This window comes from Pseudomonas delhiensis, from assembly GCF_900187975.1.
Taxonomy (GTDB): domain Bacteria; phylum Pseudomonadota; class Gammaproteobacteria; order Pseudomonadales; family Pseudomonadaceae; genus Pseudomonas; species Pseudomonas delhiensis.
Genome location: NZ_FZPC01000051.1, coordinates 1 through 19,593, shown reverse-complemented (window position 1 = coordinate 19,593; position 19,593 = coordinate 1). Strand labels below are relative to the sequence as shown.

The following is a 19,593-nucleotide window of genomic DNA, read 5'->3' as shown; positions in this document are numbered from 1 at the left end:
GTTATTCCTTCGCGTCGTGGCGGCCGAGGTGGAAGGCGGCGACCAGTGCCGCCAGCAGCAGCATCGAGGCCAGTTCGACGACCAGCAGGTAGGGGCCGAACAGGCTGATGCCCACGGCCTTGGCGTCCACGGTGGTGTGGCCGATGCCGGCACCGCTGGGGTTGCGCGACAGGACCAGCAGCAGTTCGACCAGCAGGACGGCGGAGAGCACGCCCGGGCCGATCCAGACCCCGGGCTTGAGCCACTTGCGCTCCTGCTCGGCGATCGCCGGGCCCAGGTTGAGCATCATCACCACGAAGACGAACAGCACCATGATCGCGCCGGCGTAGACGATGATCTCCAGGGCCGCGGCGAACGGGGCGCCGAGGCTGAAGAAGGTCATCGACACGGCGAGCAGCGAAACGATGAGGTAGAGCAGGGCATGCACCGGGTTGCTGTTGGTGATGACCCGCAGGGTTGCCAGCACGGCGACGCCGGCGGCGAAGTAGAAAGCGAATTCCACGCGACGTCTCCTTACGGCAGCAGGCTCTTGACGTTGATCGGTTCGGCCTCGTTCTGCGCGCTGCCCTTGGGCTTGCCGGCGATGGCCATGCCGGCGACGCGGTAGAAGTTGTAGTCCGGGTTCTTGCCGGGGCCGGAGATCAGCAGGTCTTCCTTCTCGTACACCAGGTCCTGGCGCTTGAACTCGCCCATCTCGAAATCCGGCGTCAGCTGGATCGCGGTGGTCGGGCAGGCTTCCTCGCACAGGCCGCAGAAGATGCAGCGGGAGAAGTTGATGCGGAAGAACTCGGGGTACCAGCGGCCGTCGTCGGTCTCGGCCTTCTGCAGCGAGATGCAGCCGACCGGGCAGGCCACGGCGCACAGGTTGCAGGCCACGCAGCGTTCCTCGCCGTCGGGGTCGCGGGTGAGGACGATGCGGCCGCGGTAGCGCGGCGGCAGGTACACGGGCTCTTCCGGGTACTGCAGGGTGTCACGCTTGCGGAAGGCATGGCCGAAGATCATCACCAGGCTGCGCAGCTGGGTGTAGGTGCCATGCACGATGTGCAGGATTTCTTTGATCATGGTGGTTCTCCTTACTGGGCCGCGGCCAGCACGCAGGCGCCGGTCACCAGCAGGTTGATCAGGGTCAGCGGAAGGCAGACCTTCCAGCTGAAGGCCATCACCTGGTCATAGCGCGGGCGCGGCAGCGAGGCGCGGATCAGGATGAACAGCATGATGAAGAAGGAGGTCTTCAGGGCGAACCAGATGAACGGGATCTGCGGCAGCAGGCCGAACGGGCCGTGCCAGCCACCGAAGAACAGCGTCACCAGCAGCGCCGAGATCAGCACGATGCCGATGTACTCGCCGACGAAGAACATGCCCCATTTCATCCCGGCGTACTCGATGTGGTAGCCGTCGGCCAGTTCCTGCTCGGCTTCGGGCTGGTCGAACGGGTGACGGTGGGTCACGGCGACGCCGGCGATGATGAAGGTGCAGAAGCCGAAGAACTGCGGAATGATGAACCACAGGTGCTGGGCCTGGTAGTCGACGATGTCGCGCATGTTGAACGAGCCGACCTGGGCCACGATGCCCATCAGCGACAGGGCCAGGAACACCTCGTAGGAGATGGTCTGGGCCGAGGCGCGCAGGCTGCCGAGCAGGGCGAACTTGTTGTTGCTCGACCAGCCGGCGAAGAGCACCGCGTACACGGTCAGGCCGGCCATGGCGAAGAAGAACAGGATGCCGATGTTCAGGTCCGCGACGCCCCAGGTGGGGGTGATCGGGATGATCACGAAGGCGATCAGCAGCGCGCCCATGGCGATGACCGGGGCGAGGGTGAAGATCATCTTGTCGGCGAACGGCGGCGTCCAGTCTTCCTTGAAGAACATCTTGATCATGTCCGCGCCGAGCTGGAAGGCGCCGAACGGGCCGACCCGGTTGGGACCGTAGCGGTCCTGCCAGAGACCCAGCAGGCGGCGCTCGACCCAGCTCAGCAGCGCGCCGCAGACGACCACGGCGAGCAGGATGACGATGGCCTTGATGACCTCGATGATGATGTCGACGATGGCGGGTGTCAGCCAGCTCATTGGGCAGCCTCCTGCAGACCTTCAGCGACACCGCCGAACACACCGGCGGGGATACCGGCCAGGCCGGCCGGCAGGGCGACCAGGCCCGCGCCCAGCTCTTCGCTGATGCGCAGCGGCAGGCGCAGCTCGTGGCCGGCGACCTTCAGGCGCAGCAGCTTGCCTTCGGCCAGGCCCAGGCGCTCGGCTTCCTCGCGGCCCAGGGCCACGTAGGTTTCCGGGATGCGCTCCTGCACCGGCTTGGCGCGGGAGCTGTTCTCCTCGCTGCCGAACAGGTGGTAGAAGGGCACCACCTTGAACTGGCTGGCCGGGGTGTGGAACGGCGCCGGTACGTCGCTGAACCACAGGGCTTCGCCCCTGGCCTCGATCAGGCGCACGCCCGGGTCGCCGGCGCGCAGGTGGCCGCCGACCTCGTCCTGGAACTTGTTCCAGGCCTGCGGCGAGTTCCAGCCCGGGGACCAGGCGAAGGGAATCTGCTGACGCGGCTCGGTGCTGCCGGCGTAGCCTTCCATGGAGAAGGCGAACGCGCTGTCGATGTCCTGCGGCGTGCGCGGCTCGCTGACGTTGATGTTGGCGCGCATGGCGGTACGCCCGGAGTAGCGGTGCGGCTCGCGCGCCAGCTTCAGGCCCTTGATGCGGAACGCGGCGTTCGGCGCGGCGTCGCGGATGCCGGCCAGTTGCGGCTTGGCGGCGACCACGGCGTCGATCACGTGGTCCAGCTGCGTCCAGTCGACGCGCTTGCCCTCGAGGGTGCTGTGCAGGGCGTGCAGCCAGCGCCAGCCTTCGCGGACCAGGTTGTCGGCGTTGTAGTAGGTCGGGTCGAAGACCTGGAAGAAGCGCTGGGCGCGGCCTTCCTGGCTGACCAGGGTGCCGTCGCCCTCGGCGAAGCTGGCGGCCGGCAGGACGATGTGCGCCTTGGCGGCGGTCGCGGTGCTCTGGTGGTCGGCGACTATCACCAGCTTGGCGGCGGCCAGGGCGGCGTCCACCTTGGCGGCGTCGGCGCGGCGGTACAGGTCGTTCTCCAGCACCACCACGGCGTCGGCGGCGCCGGAGGTCAGCTGTTCCAGCGCGGCTTCGACGGACTCGCCGCCGCCCGGCTTGTCACAGAAGATGGCCAGGCCCAGGCTGTTGGCTTCGGGCACCACCAGGCTCAGCGAGCCGTTCTTCTCGCGCTGCTTCAGGGCGCTGGCGATGTTCGCCGCGGCCTCGATCAGGGCGTTGCTGCGCAGCGAGGTGCCGGAGACCACCAGTGGGCGCCTGGCGGCCAGCAGGGCATCGGCGATGCGCTGGGCCAGGGCCTGCGCCTCGGGCTCCAGGCCGGCCACGGCCGGGGCGCTCGGGTCGATCGCGTGGGCCACGGCGAAGCCCAGGCGGGCCAGGTCCTCGGGGGCGGCGTGCACGCACTCGGCGGCGACGTCGTCCAGGCGCGTCTCGGCCAGGCTGGCGATGAACAGCGGGTTCTTCTCGTGCTGGGCGATGGTCTTCACCGCGGCGTCGAGCCACGGCTGGATCTTCATCGCGGCGGCCATGTCCTCGCCCTTGCCCTTCACCGACTGGCGCAGGGCCAGGGCGATGCGGGCGGCGGTCTGGGTCAGGTCCTCGCCGAGCACGAAGACCGCGTCATGGTCTTCCATGTCGCGGAGGGTGGGGGAGGGCAGCGGGCCGTCCTGCATCACCTTGAGCACCAGGCGCAGGCGCTGCAGTTCGTCGGCGGCGATGCCGCTGTAGAAGTTGCCGGCGCCGACCAGCTCGGACAGCGCGTAGTTGCTTTCCAGGCTGGCGCGCGGCGAGCCGATGCCGATCACCTTGCGGCCCTTGAGCAGGGCGGCGGCCTGGTCGAGGGCGCCGTCCAGGCTCAGCTTCTGCTTGCTCAGCACCAGCATCGGCTGGCGCGGGCGGTCCTCGCGGTTGACGTAGCCGTAGCCGAAGCGGCCGCGGTCGCAGAGGAAGTAGTGGTTCACCGAGCCGTTGTAGCGGTTCTCGATGCGGCGGATCTCGCCGTAGCGCTCACCAGGGCTGATGTTGCAGCCGCTGGAGCAGCCATGGCAGATGCTCGGGGCGAACTGCATGTCCCACTTGCGGTTGTAGCGCTCGGAGTGGGTCTTGTCGGTGAACACGCCGGTCGGGCAGACCTCGGTCAGGTTGCCGGAGAACTCGCTCTCCAGCACGCCGTCCTCGATGCGGCCGAAGTACACGTTGTCGTGCGCGCCGTAGACGCCCAGGTCGGTGCCGCCGGCGTAGTCCTTGTAGTAGCGCACGCAGCGGTAGCAGGCGATGCAGCGGTTCATCTCGTGGGCGATGAACGGGCCGAGCTCCTGGTTCTGGTGGGTGCGCTTGGTGAAGCGATAGCGACGGGCGTTGTGCCCGGTCATCACCGTCATGTCCTGCAGGTGGCAGTGGCCGCCTTCCTCGCACACCGGGCAGTCGTGCGGGTGGTTGGTCATCAGCCATTCGACGACGCTGGCGCGGAAGGCCTTGGCCTCTTCGTCCTCGATGGAGATCCAGGTGTTGTCGGTGGCGGGGGTCATGCAGGACATGACGAGGCGACCACGCTTGTCGTTCTCGTCGGTGTACTGCTTGACCGCGCACTGCCGGCAGGCGCCGACGCTACCGAGCGCCGGGTGCCAGCAGAAGTAGGGGATGTCGAGTCCTAGGGACAGGCAGGCCTGCAACAGGTTGTCCGCCCCATCGACTTCTAACGTCTTGCCGTCTACGTGGATAGTGGCCATGGTTCAAGTTCTTCGTTGGCCCGTTGTCAGCGGGCTTGGCTAAGGGAAATCACGGCTCCGTCGGGCCGGCGGCATGCCGCGGCGCTACGACGGAACATCGCCGGGCCCGCGGGCCCGGCATCCAAAGCTTTACGCGCCGACGCGTTGCGGTTGCGGCGCGGCCTGAGCCTGGCGGGAGACGCCCGCTTCGAACTCGGGACGGAAATATTTCAAGGCACTGCCCAGCGGTTCGACGGCGCCCGGTGCGTGGGCGCAGAAGGTCTTGCCGGGGCCGAGGAAGTTGACCAGCTGCTCGAGGGTCTCGAGGTCGCCGGGCTGGCCTTCGCCACGCTCCAGCGCGCGCAGGAGCTTCACGCTCCACGGCAGGCCGTCGCGGCACGGGGTGCACCAGCCGCACGACTCGCGGGCGAAGAACTCCTCCATGTTGCGCAGCAGCGAGACCATGTTGATGCTGTCGTCCACCGCCATGGCCAGGCCGGTGCCCATGCGGGTGCCGACCTTGGCGATGCCGCCGGCGTAGAACAGGGCGTCCATGTGCTCGGGGAGCAGGAAGCCGGTGCCGGCGCCGCCGGGCTGCCAGGCCTTGAGCTTGTAGCCCTCGCGCATGCCGCCGGCGTAGTCCTCGAAGACCTCGCGCACCGGGATGCCGAAGGGCAGTTCCCAGATGCCGGGGTTCTGCACCTTGCCGGAGAAGCCCATGAGCTTGGTGCCCATGTCCTCGCTGCCCGGGCGCGCCAGGCCCTTGTACCACTCGACGCCGTTCTCGACGATCGCCGGCACGTTGCACAGGGTCTCGACGTTGTTGACGCAGGTGGGCTTGCCCCAGACGCCGACGGCGGCGGGGAAGGGCGGCTTGGAGCGCGGGTTGGCGCGGCGGCCTTCCAGGGAGTTGATCAGCGCGGTTTCTTCGCCGCAGATGTAGCGGCCGGCGCCGGTGTGGACGAACAGCTCGAAGTCGAAGCCGCTGCCGAGGATGTTCTTGCCCAGCAGGCCCGCGGCCTTGGCTTCGTCGATGGCGCGGTTGAGGTTGCGCGCCGCGTCGACGTACTCGCCACGCAGGAAGATGTAGCCGCGGTAGGCCTTCAGCGCGCGCGCGGAGATCAGCATGCCTTCCACCAGCAGGTGCGGCAGCTGCTCCATGAGCATGCGGTCCTTCCAGGTGTTGGGCTCCATCTCGTCCGCGTTGCACAGCAGGTAGCGGATGTTGAGGGATTCGTCCTTGGGCATCAGGCCCCACTTCACGCCGGTGGGGAAGCCCGCACCGCCGCGGCCCTTGAGGCCGGAGTCCTTGACGGTCTGCACGATGTCGTCGGCGGCCATCTCGGCCAGCGCCTTGCGCGCGGCGGCATAGCCGTTCTTGGCCTGGTATTCCTCCAGCCAGACCGGGGCGCCGTCGTCGCGCAGGCGCCAGGTCAGCGGGTGGGTTTCCGCGGCGCGCGCGGTGCGGTTGGGCGTGCCGTAGGAGGTGAGGACGGTCATGCGTAGGCCTCCAGCAGTTTGGCGACCGCCGACGGCTCGAGGTTGCCGTGGGTATCGTCGTCGATCATCAGCGCCGGGGCCTTGTCGCAGTTGCCCAGGCAGCACACCGGCAGCAGGGTGAAGCGGCCGTCGGCGGTGGTCTGGCCGAGGCCGATGCCCAGCTGCTTCTGGATCTCGCCGACGACGGACTCGTGGCCGCCGATGTAGCAGACCATGCTGTCGCACACGCGGATGATGTGGCGGCCCACCGGCTGGCGGAAGATCTGGCTGTAGAAGGTGGCCACGCCCTCGACGTCGCTGTCGGGGATGCCGAGGATCTCGGCGATCGCGCCGATGGCGCCGTCCGGCACCCAGCCACGTTCCTTCTGGACGATCTTCAGGGCTTCGATGGACGCCGCGCGGGCGTCCTCGTAGTGGTGCAGTTCGTGCTCGATGGCCGAGCGCTCGGTTTCGCTCAGGGCGAAACGGTCAGTCTGGATGATGGTGCTCATGATCAGCGGTCCACGTCAGCCATAACGAAGTCGATGCTGCCCAGATAGGCGATCAGGTCGGCGATCATGCTGCCGTTGATGACCGACGGAATCTGTTGCAGGTGCGCGAAGCTGGGCGTGCGGATGCGGGTCCGGTAGCTCATGGTGCTGCCATCGCTCGTCAGGTAGTAGCTGTTGATGCCCTTGGTCGCCTCGACCATCTGGAAGGCTTCGTTGGCCGGCATGACCGGGCCCCAGGAAACCTGCAGGAAGTGGGTGATCAGCGTCTCGATGTGCTGCAGCGTGCGCTCTTTGGGCGGCGGCGTGGTCAGCGGGTGGTCGGCCTTGTACGGGCCCTCGGGCATGTTCTTCAGGCACTGCTCGATGATGCGCAGGCTCTGGCGCATCTCGCCCATCTTGACCATGCAGCGGTCGTAGGCGTCGCCGTTGTGGGCCAGCGGCACTTCGAACTCGAAGTTCTCGTAGCCGGAGTAGGGGCGGGCCTTGCGCAGGTCGAAGTCGCAGCCGGTGGCGCGCAGGCCGGCGCCGGTGGTGCCCCACTCCAGGGCTTCCTTGGTGTTGTACTGCGCAACGCCGATGGTACGGCCGCGCAGGATGCTGTTCTGCAGGGCGGCCTTCTCGTACTCGTCCAGGCGCTTGGGCATCCAGTCGAGGAATTCGCGGACCAGCTTGTCCCAGCCGCGCGGCAGGTCGTGGGCGACGCCGCCGATGCGGTACCAGGCCGGGTGCAGGCGGAAGCCGGTGATGGCCTCGACCACCTTGTAGGCGCGCTGGCGGTCGGTGAAGGTGAAGAACACCGGGGTCATGGCGCCGACGTCCTGGATGTAGGTGCCCAGGTACAGCAGGTGGTTCAGGATGCGGAAGAACTCCGACATCATGATGCGGATGACGTCGACGCGCTGCGGCACCTTGATGCCGGCGAGCTTCTCCACCGAGAGCACGTACGGCAGGTTGTTCATCACCCCGCCGAGGTAGTCGATGCGGTCGGTGTAGGGGATGAAGCTGTGCCAGGACTGGCGCTCGGCCATCTTCTCGGCGCCGCGGTGGTGGTAGCCGATCTCCGGCACGCAGTCGAGGATTTCCTCGCCGTCGAGCTGCAGGATGATGCGGAAGGCACCGTGGGCGGAGGGGTGGTTCGGGCCGAGGTTGAGGAACATGAAGTCCTCGTTCTCGCCGTGGCGCTTCATGCCCCAGTCCTCGGGCTTGAAGCGCAGGGCCTCCTGCTCCAGCTCCTGCTTGGCGACGGAGAGGGAGTAGGGGTCGAACTCGGTGGCGCGCGCCGGGTAGTCCTTGCGCAGCGGGTGGCCCTGCCAGGTCGGCGGCATCAGCATGCGGACCAGGTGCGGGTGGCCGTTGAAGTGGATGCCGTACATGTCCCAGACCTCACGCTCGTACCAGTTGGCGTTCGGCCAGATACGGGTGGCGGTGGGCAGGTTGAGGTCGCCTTCGGACAGGGCCACCTTGATCATCACGTCACTGTTACGCTCGAGCGACATCAGGTGGTAGAACACGCTGAAGTCGGCGCCCGGCAGGCCGCGACGGTGGGTGCGCAGGCGCTCGTCGACCCCGTGCAGGTCGTAGAGCATCACGTAGGGCTTGGGTACGTTGCGCAGGAAGGTGAGGACGTCGATCAGCTTCTCGCGGCTCACCCACAGGACCGGCATGCCGGTGCGGGTGGCCTGGACGGTGAAGGTCTCGGCGCCAAAGCGGGAATTCAGTTCGACGACTATGTCTTGGTCGTCCGCCTTATAGGGCGGGATGTACAGAGCGGAGTCTGCGGTCATGGTCTCGGTCGCTATCGGTCAACGGTGGAGTGAAGAAGGGCCTCTCGTGGAGGTCCGCTTCACACTTCGTCGGGGCTGCGCAGGTTGGTGACCGCAATGCGCTGTTCGCGCTTGAGGTCCTTCTGGGCAGGCATTTCGGCACGGTAGATGCCTTGATCGCCAACCACCCAGGACAACGGGCGACGCTCCTGGCCGATGGATTCCTGCAGCAGCATCAGGCCTTGCAGGAACGCCTCGGGGCGGGGCGGGCAGCCGGGGATGTAGACGTCCACGGGGAGGAACTTGTCGACCCCCTGGACCACCGAGTAGATGTCGTACATGCCGCCGGAGTTGGCGCACGAGCCCATGGAGATCACCCACTTGGGCTCCAGCATCTGCTCGTACAGGCGCTGGATGACCGGGGCCATCTTGATGAAGCAGGTGCCGGCGATGACCATGAAGTCCGCCTGGCGCGGCGACGCACGAATTACTTCGGCGCCGAAGCGGGCGATGTCGTGCGGCGCGGTGAACGCCGTGGTCATCTCCACGTAGCAGCAGGACAGGCCGAAGTTGTAGGGCCACAGCGAGTTCTTGCGACCCCAGTTGACGGCACCGTTGAGAACATCCTCGAGCTTGCCCATGAAGATGTTCTTGTGGACCTGCCCCTCTACGAGGGGGTCGTCTACCGTTTCGCGCTGGCCGATCGGGTACTGATCGTTGGCCGCATCGGGGTCGATCCGGGTAAGTTTGTATTGCATCGCCAAAGCCTCATTGTTTTAGCTTCGCCTGCCGCTCGCGACGAGCCGCCGGCGCCCAATCGAGCGCGCCGACCCGCCATAGATAGACAAGACCTGCCAACAGAATTGCAATGAAAATGGTGGCCTCGACCAGACCGGCCCAACCGCTTTCACGGACGGACACGGACCAGGCGAAGAGGAAGAGGGCTTCGACATCGAAGATCACGAAGAGCATCGCGACCAGATAGAATTTTGCCGACAGGCGCAGGCGTGCGCTGCCGGTGGGAACGATGCCGGATTCGAAGGGCTCGTTCTTGCTGCGACCAAATGCCTTGCTGCCCAGCAGCGAGGAAACCCCTAGCATGAAGGCCAGCAGGCCGACCACGCCTAGAAGGAAGGCGGCGAGTCCCCAGTGTTGAGCTGCAAGTTCAGCTGGGTTGGGCATGCCGATACTCCTTCCTACAAAAATTAGCGGTGGTCTTGGATTCCGGGCATTCGCCCGTCTGCATGAACCTCGGGCTCAAGATAGCGAGCTAAGGGTTCGAGTGATCTTTCCAATTTTATGCCCAAAGCCTCGGGCAAGTAAATTTTTCTAACACAAACAGATGCTTCCAAATCCGGCAAAAGCCTTTTGCATTTTTGTCCGGCCCACGGCTGCAGGCCGCTCCGCGCCTGGGCTGGCGCGGGTGAGGCTTTGGTCGAATGGCACTTTTGCAGATAAGAAGAAAGTATTTCCGTTGCCCCATAAATGATAAATATTATCATTCGCGGTGTCGTTTATCCGTAACTTTACTACATATAGGCGTCGTACTTTTTATTGTCGGCCGTTTTATGGGTTTATGGGCGTCAATTGTCGTCGGGAATTTCCCAATGAGCCGTGGCGGGGCGGGGCGCGGATGGCGCGCAGGGGCGCGCCGTGCCTCGTGGCGGGCCCGTAGGAGCGGACTCCGTCCGCGATTTCGCGCGCAGGGCGCGCTCCTACAGGGATGTGGTGCGGGTGGGGCGGCGTAGGAGCGAGCTTGCTCGCGAACCCTGGTTCGCGATAGCTCGTTTCGCGCGTAGGGCGCGCTCCTACAGGAGGAATACCATGCCTCACTGCAATTGTAGGAGCGGGCCCTGCCCGCGATTCGCGCGCCGGACATGAAAAAACGCCGTTCCCCTGGGGGAACGGCGTTTTTCTGGAGCTACACCTTTGCGGCCGGTCCGCATCCCGGCCCCGAGGGGCCGGGTGAACCTGTCCTTAGTGGAACTGGTTCATGGTGTTGTCTTTGCCCGAGGCCTTCAGCGCGGCTTCGCCGGCGAAGTACTCCTTGTGGTTGTCGCCGATGTCGGAGCCGGCCATGTTCTGGTGCTTGACGCAGGCGATGCCCTGGCGGATTTCCTGACGCTGCACGCCCTTCACGTAGGCCAGCATGCCCTGGTCGGCGAAGTAGCCCTTGGCCAGATTGTCGGTGGACAGGGCCGCGGTGTGGTAGGTCGGCAGGGTGATCAGGTGGTGGAAGATGCCGGCGTGGGCCGAGCCGTCGCGCTGGAAGGTGCGGATCTTCTCGTCGGCGATCTGGGCCAGCTCGGTCTCGTCGTACTCGACGCTCATCAGCTTGGCGCGGTCGTAGGCGGAAACGTCCTTGCCTTCGGCGACGAACGCATCGAACACCTGCTGGCGGAAGTTCAGGGTCCAGTTGAAGGACGGGCTGTTGTTGTAGACCAGCTTGGCGTTCGGGATGACTTCGCGGATGCGGTCGACCATGCCCTTGATCTGGCCAACGTGCGGCTTCTCGGTTTCGATCCACAGCAGGTCGGCGCCGTTCTGCAGCGAGGTGATGCAGTCCAGGACGCAGCGGTCTTCGCCGGTGCCCTTGCGGAACTGGAACAGGTTGGACGGCAGGCGCTTGGGACGCAGCAGCTTGCCGCCGCGGTTGATCACCACGTCGCCGTTCTGCAGTTCGGCCGGGCTGATTTCGTCGCAGTCCAGGAAGGAGTTGTACTGGTCGCCCAGGTCGCCCGGTTGCTTGGTCACGGCGATCTGCTTGGTCAGGCCGGCGCCCAGGGAGTCGGTACGGGCGACGATCACGCCATCGTCAACGCCCAGCTCGAGGAAGGCGTAGCGAACGGCGGCGATCTTGGCGAGGAAGTCTTCGTGCGGAACGGTCACTTTACCGTCCTGGTGGCCGCACTGCTTCTCGTCGGAAACCTGGTTCTCGATCTGGATGCAGCAGGCACCGGCTTCGATCATCTTCTTGGCCAGCAGGTAGGTGGCTTCCGGGTTGCCGAAGCCGGCGTCGATGTCGGCGATGATCGGCACCACGTGGGTTTCGTAGTTGTCGATCTGGTTCTGGATCTCTTCCTGCTTGGCCTTGTCGCCGGCTTCGCGGGCGGCGTCCAGGGCGGTGAACAGCAGGTCCAGTTCGCGGGCGTCAGCCTGGCGCAGGAAGGTGTACAGCTCTTCGATCAGGCTGGAGACGGCAGTCTTCTCGTGCATGGACTGGTCGGGCAGCGGGCCGAAGTCCGAGCGCAGCGCGGCGACCATCCAGCCGGACAGGTAGAGGTAGCGCTTGTTGGTGGTCTTCAGGTGCTTCTTGATGGAGATCAGCTTCTGCTGACCGATGAAGCCGTGCCAGCAGCCCAGCGACTGGGTGTAGACGGAAGCGTCGGCGTCGTACTCGGCCATGTCCTTGCGCATGATGGCCGCGGTGTACTTGGCGATGTCCAGCCCAGTCTTGAAGCGGTTCTGGGCGCGCATACGGGCGACGGACTCGGGGTTGATAGCGCTCCAGCTGCTGCCGAACTTCTCTTTCAGGGCGGCAACGGCCTTGATGTCGTTCTGATATGCGGACATGGTCAACAATCCTTCAAAAAATGTGTTGGTTGAGCACCGACTTCCCACGCAGGACCCGTGGGCTTGCTCGCCGCAGATGGCGAAATGACGACTGGAAGGATTGACGCAGAGGGAGAGGGGGTGGAGCGGGCGAACAGGTAGATGATCGCAGCGATGGCATCCGGGATCGCTTGCCGGCTCGTGGCTGCCGTTGGGCGAGGGCGAATGGCTGCATTCGACCATCTTGCTGATACGTTGTTTGCTTCCCCGTCCCTCAGGACAACTTCTTGCCAGTCGCAACCTCGTCATTTCGCCTTGTGGGCTGTAACAACACGGACCGGCACAACGAGTGGGCTGTGGCCTCGGTCCGGAGGCCCGGTTCAGGGCCCCTGGTTAGCGGGAGCGAGGCCATCATGCCTTTCGAACAATCGTTCGTCAAACGTTTTGTAGTGTTTTTTTTGGACTACTACACGAAGGTCTAAGGAGGACTCCCCGGTCACCTCCGGAAGGCTCAGTCGAGCACTTCGACCTTCACCCGCAGGCTGCTGTCGCTGCGGCCCTGGGTGCTGTAGTTGCGTGTCAGGCCGCCCTGGTCGCTGCGGCTGTTTTCGCTGGTGCCGCCCACCTCGATCCACTCGCCGAGGCGGCCGCTGAGGCGGGTGCTGGTGCCGGCGGTGTCCATGGCGCCGGGGGCGCTGTTGTTGAAGCGGTCGTTGCGGGTGTCCAGGGCGATGTGGACGATGTTGCCGCTCAAGGTGGCGGTCACGTACATGCCGCGGTTGGCGTCGCGGTACTGGGTCTGGCTGTAGACCTGGCCGTAGGGGCCGACGCCGACGTTGTACACCGGCTGGCTCTGGCCGACCTGGATCAGCGCCGGCGAGCCCTCGGTGGTCTGGACCTGCTGCACGCCGCCGCTGCGGCTGGCGGTGGAGCTGTCGATGATGCGCACCTGGTCGCGGCCGTGGACCTCGCCGCGGCCGCTCTGGATCTCGACGTTGCCGACGCTGGCCGAGCCGTTCACCGAGTAGCCGCTGCGGCTGCGCTGGCTGGAGTCGCTGGTGTCGACGCTGATCAGCAGGCGGTGGGGGCGGGTGTCCAGTTGCTCCAGCACCTGCTGCAGTTCGCGGATCTTCGCCGGCTCGGCGTTGACCACCAACTGGTTGCCGTAGGCGGTCACCCGGCCTTCGTTGCCCAGGACCTGCTGCGCCACCGGCAGTATTTCGTCGGCGGTGCGGTAGCTCAGCGGCAGGATCTCGGTGCGCGGCGCGGCCTGGGCGGCCAGGCTGATGGCGCAGGCGAGGAGCAGGGCGGTTCGGCGATGGCTCACAACAGGAAGCTCCGCAGGTTCGGGTCGGACAGGCTGGTGTCCCAGGCCTGGTCGAACTGCGCCTGCAGTTGGCGGACGCGGCCGGGGTCGTTGTAGTGGGCGTGGCCGGCGGGCAGCGCCGGTTCGGTTCGCAGCAGCAGGCCGAGCTGGTCGGCGAGCAGGAAGGCCTGTTCCGGGCTCGGGTAGTCCGGGTTGAGCAGGCGGATGTGCAGGTTGCTGGACAGGCGCCGGCTGAGGTTGAGCAGGCGGTGGCCTTCCTTGACCGGGCGGGTGCTGTCGCGCAGGAGGATGCGCAGGCGGTTCTGCGGGTGGCGCAGCAGCAGGCGGGTGCAGGCCTGCTGGATGCTGCTGTGGTTGTACAGCCAGGCTTCCAGGTCCGGGCTGTACAGGCACAGGTTGCGCTGGGCCTGTTGCATCAGGGCCAGGGCGTGGCTGCGGGCGGCCTGGGGTTCGCCGAAGCGCTGCAGGCCGCTGTCGTCGCCGAGGCGCAACGGCGCCGGCTCCCAGGGTTGCGAGGCTGGCAGCTCGGGTTCCGGGTTGTGCACGGTAAAACGCCCCGGGGAATGGAAGTCGATGCCTTCATGTTCCGGGGCGTCTTTCATCGCGGCTTCCTCAGGCGCTCTCGCGCACCATGTCGACGTGGGGCAGGCCGGCTTCGAGGAATTCGCCGCTGGCCACCTTGAAGCCTAGCCGCTCGTAGAAGGGGATGGCGTAGACCTGGGCGGTCAGAAGCTGGCGCTTGAGCTGGCGGCGCTCGGCTTCCTCGATGGCGGCGCGCATCAACTGGTCGCCGACCTTCAGCCCGCGCCAGTCCCTGAGTACCGACACCCGGCCGATGTGGCCGTCGGGCAGCAGGCGCGCCGTGCCGATCGCGTAGTCCCCCTCGAAGGCGAGGAAGTGCACGGCTTCCGCGTCCTCGGCATCCCATTCCAGTTCCGGCGGCACCGATTGCTCGGCGATGAAGACCGCCTCGCGGATGCGCCGCAGGTCGGCATTGTCCTTCTGCCAGTCGGCCAGGCGAACCCTGATCTTGTTACTCATCGGCAAACTCCAAACTGCCCTGTTTGACCAATTCTGCCAACAGCTTACGCCCATCCTCATCGCCCAGCCATTGGCCGAGGTTGTCGCTGTGCAGCGCGTCCGCCGAGCACACCAGCTTGAGCAGCGGCTCCATGGCCTTGGGCAGCACCACGCTCTGGCCGCTGGAGAACAGCAGCAGGCCGACGTCCACTTCGCTCCAGGCCAGGCGCGCGCTGGGGTTGCGCACCAGCACGGCGCCGTCCTCGAGGGCCTGGCGCAGGTCCGCGTCGTCGATTTCCTCGCCGGCCACCAGTTCCGGGTAGCGCGGCTCGGTCATGAACTGGCCGAACCAGGTGAGCAGCAGGCGTTCGTCGCTCATGTGCTCCTGCAGCAGGTTCTTCAGACGGTCGAGGGCGTCGCGCTGGATCTTGTGCTGGTCCTCGCCGCTCTTCACCGCGGCCATGCCGGCATCGGTGTAGCGCTCCTCGTCGGAGAGGAACTGGGCGAGGAAGTCGGTGAAGTGGGTCAGCACCTCGGCGGCGCTGGGCGCGCGGAAGCCCACCGAGTAGGTCATGCACTCGTCCTCGGCGATGCCGTAGTGGGCCACGCGCGGCGGCAGGTAGAGCATGTCGCCGGGTTCCAGCACCCATTCGTCGCTCTGCTGGAAGTCGGCCAGGATGCGCAGGTCGGCGTGCTGCAGCATCGGGCTGTCGGCATCGCACAGCTGGCCGATCTTCCAGCGGCGGCGGCCGTGGCCCTGCAGCAGGAACACGTCGTAGTTGTCGAAGTGCGGCCCTACGCCGCCGCCGGGAGCTGCGTAGCTGATCATCACGTCGTCGATGCGCCAGCTGGGCAGGAACCTGAAGTGCTCCAGCAGTTCGGCGACCTCCGGCACGAACTGGTCGACGGCCTGCACCAGCAGGGTCCAGTCGCGCTCGGGCAGTTCCTTGTAGGTGTCTTCGCTGAAGGGGCCGCGGCGCATTTCCCAGGGGGTGTTGCCGTGTTCGAGGACGATGCGCGACTCGACGCTGTCCTCCAGGGACAGGCCGGCCAGTTCGTCGGCCTCCAGCGGGCTTTCGAAACCGGGGATGGCCTGGCGCACCAGCAGGGGTTTCTTCTGCCAGTAGTCGCGGAGGAATTCATCGGCGCTGATGCCGCCCAGGAGCTGAAGAGGAATAGCAGGATTCATATGTAAGTCCTTGAAACAAAAACGCCCGGCACAGCCGGGCGTGCAAATGTTCAGCGCATGTCAGATGCGCTTGGCCTGGGCGGCGGCGTTGCCGACGTAGTTCGCCGGGGTCAGCTTCTTCAGCTCGGCCTTGGCTTCGGCGGGCATGTCGAGGCCGTCGATGAACACCTGCAGGGCCTCGGCGCTGATGCCTTTGCCGCGGGTCAGCTCCTTGAGCTTCTCGTAGGGGTTCTCGATGCCGTAGCGGCGCATCACGGTCTGCACCGGCTCGGCCAGGACTTCCCAGCAGGCGTCCAGGTCTTCGGCGATGCGCGCGGCGTTCAGCTCCAGCTTGCCGATGCCCTTGAGGCTGGCCTCAAAGGCGATGACGCTGTGGGCGAAGCCGACGCCCAGGTTGCGCAGCACGGTGGAGTCGGTCAGGTCGCGCTGCCAGCGGGAGATCGGCAGCTTGCTGGCCAGGTGCTGGAAGATCGCGTTGGCGATGCCCAGGTTGCCCTCGGAGTTCTCGAAGTCGATCGGGTTGACCTTGTGCGGCATGGTCGAGGAGCCGATCTCGCCGGCCACGGTCTTCTGCTTGAAGTAGCCCAGGGAGATGTAGCCCCAGACGTCGCGGTCGAAGTCGATGAGGATGGTGTTGAAGCGGGCGATGGCGTCGAACAGCTCGGCGATGTAGTCGTGCGGCTCGATCTGGGTGGTGTAGGGGTTCCAGGCCAGGCCCAGGTCATGGACGATGAACTCGCGGGCGTTGGCTTCCCAGTCCACCTGCGGGTAGGCCGACAGGTGGGCGTTGTAGTTGCCCACCGCGCCGTTGATCTTGCCCAGCAGCTCGACGTCGGCGACCTGCCTGATCTGCCGCTCCAGGCGGTAGACCACGTTGGCCAGTTCCTTGCCCAGGGTGGTCGGCGAGGCCGGCTGGCCGTGGGTGCGCGAGAGCATGGGGACGTCGGCGAACTGGACCGCCAGCTCGCGGATCGACTCGGCGATCCGGCGCATCAGCGGCAGCAGCACCTGGTCGCGGCCTTCGCGCAGCATCAGGGCGTGGGACAGGTTGTTGATGTCCTCGCTGGTGCAGGCGAAGTGGATGAACTCGCTGACCTTGGCCAGTTCCGGCAGCTTGGCGGCCTGCTCCTTGAGCAGGTACTCCACGGCCTTGACGTCGTGGTTGGTGGTGCGCTCGATTTCCTTGATGCGCTGCGCGTGCTCCAGCTGGAAGTCCTCGGCCAGCTTGTCGAGCAGGGCGTTGGCTTCGCCGGAGAAGGGCGCGACCTCGGGGATGCCGGCGTGCGCCGCGAGGCGCTGCAGCCAGCGGACCTCCACCAGGACGCGGAAACGGATCAGGCCGTATTCGCTGAAGATCGGACGCAGGGCGCTGGTCTTGCTGCCGTAGCGGCCGTCGACGGGTGAAACCGCGGTAAGGGAGGAAAGCTGCATGGGGCGTTCTCGTGGCTGTCGGTCAACGAAAAGGGCGCACATCATACACGAATGGGCGCGCCTTCGCCCGTACTTGCTGCCATACGGAAGGCGCCCGTGCGGGCGCCCCGGCGGCTTCAGTCGGCGCCGCGCAGGATCGGGCGCAGTTCGCCCAGCAGCTTGCGCCGGCTGAACACCATTTGCCAGCGGTTGCCGCCCAGCTGCCGCCACAGGCGCGCGGAGCGGATGCCGGCCAGCAGCAGGGCGCGGATGCGCGCGGCGTTGGCGTTGATCTGCAGGTAGCGCATGTCGCCGTGCACCTGGATGCGCTGGCGGAAGGTGCTCAGGGTGTCCTGGTAGAGGCCGGCGCAGGAGGCGATGACGTTCTCGTGGACCAGGCCGAAGTGCTGCACCTGCTGCTGCACCTGGTCCAGGCGCGAGCCGATCAGGTCGAGCATGTCGTCGCGCTTGGCCAGCTGGCGCTCCAGGCCGATCAGCGACAGCGCGTAGCGCAGCGGTTCGCGCTGCAGGCTGTTGGGGTCGCGCTCCAGGGCGCTGGCCAGGGCGCGGAAGCCCTCGCGCAGGTTGTGGATGTCGCCGCCGAACACGTCCAGGGTGGTCTTCGGCTCGCGCACCAGCAGGCTGCCGAGCATGCAGCCCAGCGGGGCTTCGGGAATCTGCCCGGTGCGGGCCAGGCGGTCCACCAGGGCGGCGGCCTCGAAGACGCCGGCGAGGGCGATCAGTTGGTCGCGCAACTCGCTCATGCACGCTCCTTGGGGTAGGCCGGCTCGGCCGATTCGATCACGCCACCGCCCAGGCACACCTCGCCGTCGTAGAACACCACGGACTGGCCCGGGGTGACGGCGCGCTGCGGCTGGTCGAACACCGCGCGGTAGCCGTCGGCGGTGCGCTCCAGCAGGCAGTCCTGGTCGGCCTGGCGGTAGCGCACCTTGGCGCGCAATGCGCGCGGCTCGGGCAGCTCCAGCGGGTTCACCCAGAAGATGCTGGAGGCGTGCAGGGCGCGGGAGAACAGCCAGGGGTGGTCGTTGCCCTGGCCGACGACCAGCACGTTGCGCGCCAGGTCCTTCTCCAGCACGTACCAGGGGCTGTCGTCGGCGTTCTTCATGCCGCCGATGCCCAGGCCCTGGCGCTGGCCGATGGTGTGGTACATCAGCCCGGCATGGCGGCCGATGACGGTGCCGTCGGTGGTCTCGATGTCGCCCGGCTGGGCCGGCAGGTACTGCTTGAGGAAGTCGCTGAAGCGGCGCTCGCCGATGAAGCAGATGCCGGTGGAGTCCTTCTTCTTCGCCGTGGCCAGGCCGTATTTCTCGGCGATGGCGCGCACTTCCGGCTTCTCCAGCTCGCCCACCGGGAACAGCGTGCGGGCGATCTGCTCGCCGCCCACGGCGTGGAGGAAGTAGCTCTGGTCCTTGTTCGGGTCCAGGCCCTTGAGCAGCTCGGTGCGGCCGTCGATGTCGCGGCGGCGCACGTAGTGGCCGGTGGCGATCAGGTCGGCGCCCAGGGCCAGGGCGTAGTCGAGGAAGGCCTTGAACTTGATCTCGCGGTTGCACAGGATGTCCGGGTTCGGCGTACGTCCGGCCTTGTATTCGGCGAGGAAGTACTCGAAGACGTTGTCCCAGTACTCGGCGGCGAAGTTGGCGGTGTGCAGCCTGATGCCGATGCGGTCGCAGACGGCCTGGGCGTCCGCCAGGTCGGTCATGGCGGTGCAGTATTCGGTGCCGTCGTCCTCTTCCCAGTTCTTCATGAACAGGCCTTCCACCTCGTAGCCCTGCTCCTTGAGCAGGAGGGCGGAAACCGAGGAGTCCACGCCGCCGGACATGCCGACGATGACGCGGCCCTTGCCGGGCTGGACGGAGGAGGTGGGGCTGGAATCGGACATGGCAGGCTATCGCGGGCTTCGGTGCAAAAGCGGGATTCTATCAGGCCGGGTTCGGCACGGGCAGTTCGGCATCGCGGATCAGTGCCAGGGGGAAGCGTCCGCCAGCCAGGTAGTCGTCGATGCAGCGCGCTACCAGGTGGCTGCGCCAGCTGTCCCTGCGGGCTTCCAGCTCCTCGCGGGTCAGCCAGCGCGGGCCGATGATGCCGTCGTCCAGCGGCAGCTCCGGGCGGTGCCGCAGCGGGCGGGCGGCGAAGCACACGCGCTGGTAGGTGACGCCGTTGCTCGGCGCGGTATAGAGGTAGATGCCGGTGACCGCGGTCAGTTCGACTTCCCAGCCGGTTTCCTCGAGGGTTTCGCGCACGGCGGCCTGCAGCAGGCTCTCGTCGGCCTCCAGGTGGCCGGCGGGCTGGTTCAGCACGGCCTTGCCGTGGGAGGTTTCCTCCACCAGCAGGAAACGGCCCTGGTCCTCGACGATGGTGGCGACTGTGATGTGCGGTTGCCAGCGCATGGGTGGTCCTCCGGGGGAAATGGACATGATAACGCTGGAGGGCGGGGCGGTGTTGGGTGGAGGCTTTTGTAATTGGATGGACTCACCCTCACCGAGGCGTCGAGGCGCCACGGTGGCATTCTAAGAGGCCAGCGACAGTGAGGGTGAGGCCATGAAAAAGCA

Annotated in this window: 18 protein-coding genes; all 18 read right to left on the bottom strand. The window is 66.4% G+C overall.

The window, feature by feature from the left end:
- Window position 1: 1 nt before the first annotated feature.
- On the bottom strand, window positions 2-502 hold the full coding sequence (gene nuoJ, locus CHC02_RS28920; RefSeq protein WP_089394808.1) for an NADH-quinone oxidoreductase subunit J: 501 nt from the start codon (window positions 500-502) through the stop codon (window positions 2-4).
- 11 nt (window positions 503-513) lie between these two features.
- Complete coding sequence (gene nuoI, locus CHC02_RS28915; RefSeq protein ID WP_089394807.1) at window positions 514-1,062, bottom strand: NADH-quinone oxidoreductase subunit NuoI; 549 nt, start codon at window positions 1,060-1,062, stop codon at window positions 514-516.
- 11 nt (window positions 1,063-1,073) lie between these two features.
- Window positions 1,074-2,066: an NADH-quinone oxidoreductase subunit NuoH gene (gene nuoH, locus CHC02_RS28910; RefSeq protein WP_089394806.1), complete on the bottom strand. Its 993-nt coding sequence runs from the start codon at window positions 2,064-2,066 to the stop codon at window positions 1,074-1,076.
- Entirely contained in the window at window positions 2,063-4,792 is a 2,730-nt protein-coding gene (nuoG, locus tag CHC02_RS28905) for an NADH-quinone oxidoreductase subunit NuoG (RefSeq protein WP_089394805.1), read from the bottom strand. Before nuoG ends, nuoH begins: the two co-directional genes overlap by 4 nt.
- A gap of 129 nt (window positions 4,793-4,921) precedes the next feature.
- A complete protein-coding gene (gene nuoF, locus CHC02_RS28900; protein WP_089394804.1) occupies window positions 4,922-6,271 on the bottom strand; it encodes an NADH-quinone oxidoreductase subunit NuoF in 1,350 nt (449 codons plus the stop codon).
- Window positions 6,268-6,762 carry an NADH-quinone oxidoreductase subunit NuoE gene (nuoE, locus tag CHC02_RS28895; RefSeq protein ID WP_089394803.1) on the bottom strand — a complete coding sequence of 165 codons (495 nt, stop codon included), beginning with the start codon at window positions 6,760-6,762 and terminating at the stop codon, window positions 6,268-6,270. Before nuoE ends, nuoF begins: the two co-directional genes overlap by 4 nt.
- Before the next feature lie 2 nt (window positions 6,763-6,764).
- Complete coding sequence (gene nuoC, locus CHC02_RS28890) at window positions 6,765-8,546, bottom strand: NADH-quinone oxidoreductase subunit C/D (RefSeq protein ID WP_089394802.1); 1,782 nt, start codon at window positions 8,544-8,546, stop codon at window positions 6,765-6,767.
- 59 nt (window positions 8,547-8,605) lie between these two features.
- Entirely contained in the window at window positions 8,606-9,283 is a 678-nt protein-coding gene (locus CHC02_RS28885) for a NuoB/complex I 20 kDa subunit family protein (protein ID WP_089394801.1), read from the bottom strand.
- 10 nt (window positions 9,284-9,293) lie between these two features.
- On the bottom strand, window positions 9,294-9,707 hold the full coding sequence (locus tag CHC02_RS28880; RefSeq protein ID WP_009623254.1) for an NADH-quinone oxidoreductase subunit A: 414 nt from the start codon (window positions 9,705-9,707) through the stop codon (window positions 9,294-9,296).
- Window positions 9,708-10,502: 795 nt separating this feature from the next.
- The gene (locus tag CHC02_RS28875; RefSeq protein ID WP_089394800.1) at window positions 10,503-12,098 is read right to left on the bottom strand and encodes an isocitrate lyase; all 1,596 of its coding nucleotides are present in this window, start codon (window positions 12,096-12,098) and stop codon (window positions 10,503-10,505) included.
- Between the two features lie 490 nt (window positions 12,099-12,588).
- On the bottom strand, window positions 12,589-13,404 hold the full coding sequence (locus CHC02_RS28865; protein WP_089394799.1) for a secretin N-terminal domain-containing protein: 816 nt from the start codon (window positions 13,402-13,404) through the stop codon (window positions 12,589-12,591).
- Window positions 13,401-14,006 carry a DUF7931 domain-containing protein gene (locus CHC02_RS28860; RefSeq protein ID WP_089394798.1) on the bottom strand — a complete coding sequence of 202 codons (606 nt, stop codon included), beginning with the start codon at window positions 14,004-14,006 and terminating at the stop codon, window positions 13,401-13,403. Before CHC02_RS28860 ends, CHC02_RS28865 begins: the two co-directional genes overlap by 4 nt.
- 10 nt (window positions 14,007-14,016) lie before the next feature.
- Window positions 14,017-14,445, bottom strand: coding sequence for a GNAT family N-acetyltransferase (locus tag CHC02_RS28855; RefSeq protein WP_089394797.1), 429 nt, complete (start codon window positions 14,443-14,445; stop codon window positions 14,017-14,019).
- Window positions 14,438-15,613, bottom strand: coding sequence for a ribosomal protein uL16 3-hydroxylase (locus CHC02_RS28850; RefSeq protein WP_089394796.1), 1,176 nt, complete (start codon window positions 15,611-15,613; stop codon window positions 14,438-14,440). The genes CHC02_RS28855 and CHC02_RS28850 overlap by 8 nt, the downstream gene beginning before the upstream one ends.
- A 60-nt stretch (window positions 15,614-15,673) precedes the next feature.
- Complete coding sequence (purB, locus tag CHC02_RS28845) at window positions 15,674-17,044, bottom strand: adenylosuccinate lyase (protein WP_089394795.1); 1,371 nt, start codon at window positions 17,042-17,044, stop codon at window positions 15,674-15,676.
- Window positions 17,045-17,160: 116 nt separating this feature from the next.
- On the bottom strand, window positions 17,161-17,787 hold the full coding sequence (gene hflD, locus CHC02_RS28840) for a high frequency lysogenization protein HflD (RefSeq protein ID WP_089394794.1): 627 nt from the start codon (window positions 17,785-17,787) through the stop codon (window positions 17,161-17,163).
- A complete protein-coding gene (gene mnmA / locus CHC02_RS28835) occupies window positions 17,784-18,923 on the bottom strand; it encodes a tRNA 2-thiouridine(34) synthase MnmA (RefSeq protein ID WP_089394793.1) in 1,140 nt (379 codons plus the stop codon). Before mnmA ends, hflD begins: the two co-directional genes overlap by 4 nt.
- Before the next feature lie 40 nt (window positions 18,924-18,963).
- The gene (locus CHC02_RS28830; RefSeq protein WP_089394792.1) at window positions 18,964-19,431 is read right to left on the bottom strand and encodes an NUDIX hydrolase; all 468 of its coding nucleotides are present in this window, start codon (window positions 19,429-19,431) and stop codon (window positions 18,964-18,966) included.
- Between the last annotated feature and the right edge of the window lie 162 nt (window positions 19,432-19,593).

Excerpts from the sequence above, each read along its gene's own strand:
- nuoI (WP_089394807.1), bottom strand. The coding sequence starts at position 1,062 with ATGATCAAAGAAATCCTGCACATCGTGCATGGCACCTACACCCAGCTG.
- nuoH (WP_089394806.1), bottom strand. The coding sequence starts at position 2,066 with ATGAGCTGGCTGACACCCGCCATCGTCGACATCATCATCGAGGTCATC.
- nuoG (WP_089394805.1), bottom strand. The coding sequence starts at position 4,792 with ATGGCCACTATCCACGTAGACGGCAAGACGTTAGAAGTCGATGGGGCG.
- nuoF (WP_089394804.1), bottom strand. The coding sequence starts at position 6,271 with ATGACCGTCCTCACCTCCTACGGCACGCCCAACCGCACCGCGCGCGCC.
- nuoE (WP_089394803.1), bottom strand. The coding sequence starts at position 6,762 with ATGAGCACCATCATCCAGACTGACCGTTTCGCCCTGAGCGAAACCGAG.
- nuoC (WP_089394802.1), bottom strand. The coding sequence starts at position 8,546 with ATGACCGCAGACTCCGCTCTGTACATCCCGCCCTATAAGGCGGACGAC.
- CHC02_RS28885 (WP_089394801.1), bottom strand. The coding sequence starts at position 9,283 with ATGCAATACAAACTTACCCGGATCGACCCCGATGCGGCCAACGATCAG.
- CHC02_RS28880 (WP_009623254.1), bottom strand. The coding sequence starts at position 9,707 with ATGCCCAACCCAGCTGAACTTGCAGCTCAACACTGGGGACTCGCCGCC.
- CHC02_RS28875 (WP_089394800.1), bottom strand. The coding sequence starts at position 12,098 with ATGTCCGCATATCAGAACGACATCAAGGCCGTTGCCGCCCTGAAAGAG.
- CHC02_RS28860 (WP_089394798.1), bottom strand. The coding sequence starts at position 14,006 with ATGAAAGACGCCCCGGAACATGAAGGCATCGACTTCCATTCCCCGGGG.
- CHC02_RS28855 (WP_089394797.1), bottom strand. The coding sequence starts at position 14,445 with ATGAGTAACAAGATCAGGGTTCGCCTGGCCGACTGGCAGAAGGACAAT.
- CHC02_RS28850 (WP_089394796.1), bottom strand. The coding sequence starts at position 15,613 with ATGAATCCTGCTATTCCTCTTCAGCTCCTGGGCGGCATCAGCGCCGAT.
- purB (WP_089394795.1), bottom strand. The coding sequence starts at position 17,044 with ATGCAGCTTTCCTCCCTTACCGCGGTTTCACCCGTCGACGGCCGCTAC.
- hflD (WP_089394794.1), bottom strand. The coding sequence starts at position 17,787 with ATGAGCGAGTTGCGCGACCAACTGATCGCCCTCGCCGGCGTCTTCGAG.
- mnmA (WP_089394793.1), bottom strand. The coding sequence starts at position 18,923 with ATGTCCGATTCCAGCCCCACCTCCTCCGTCCAGCCCGGCAAGGGCCGC.
- CHC02_RS28830 (WP_089394792.1), bottom strand. The coding sequence starts at position 19,431 with ATGCGCTGGCAACCGCACATCACAGTCGCCACCATCGTCGAGGACCAG.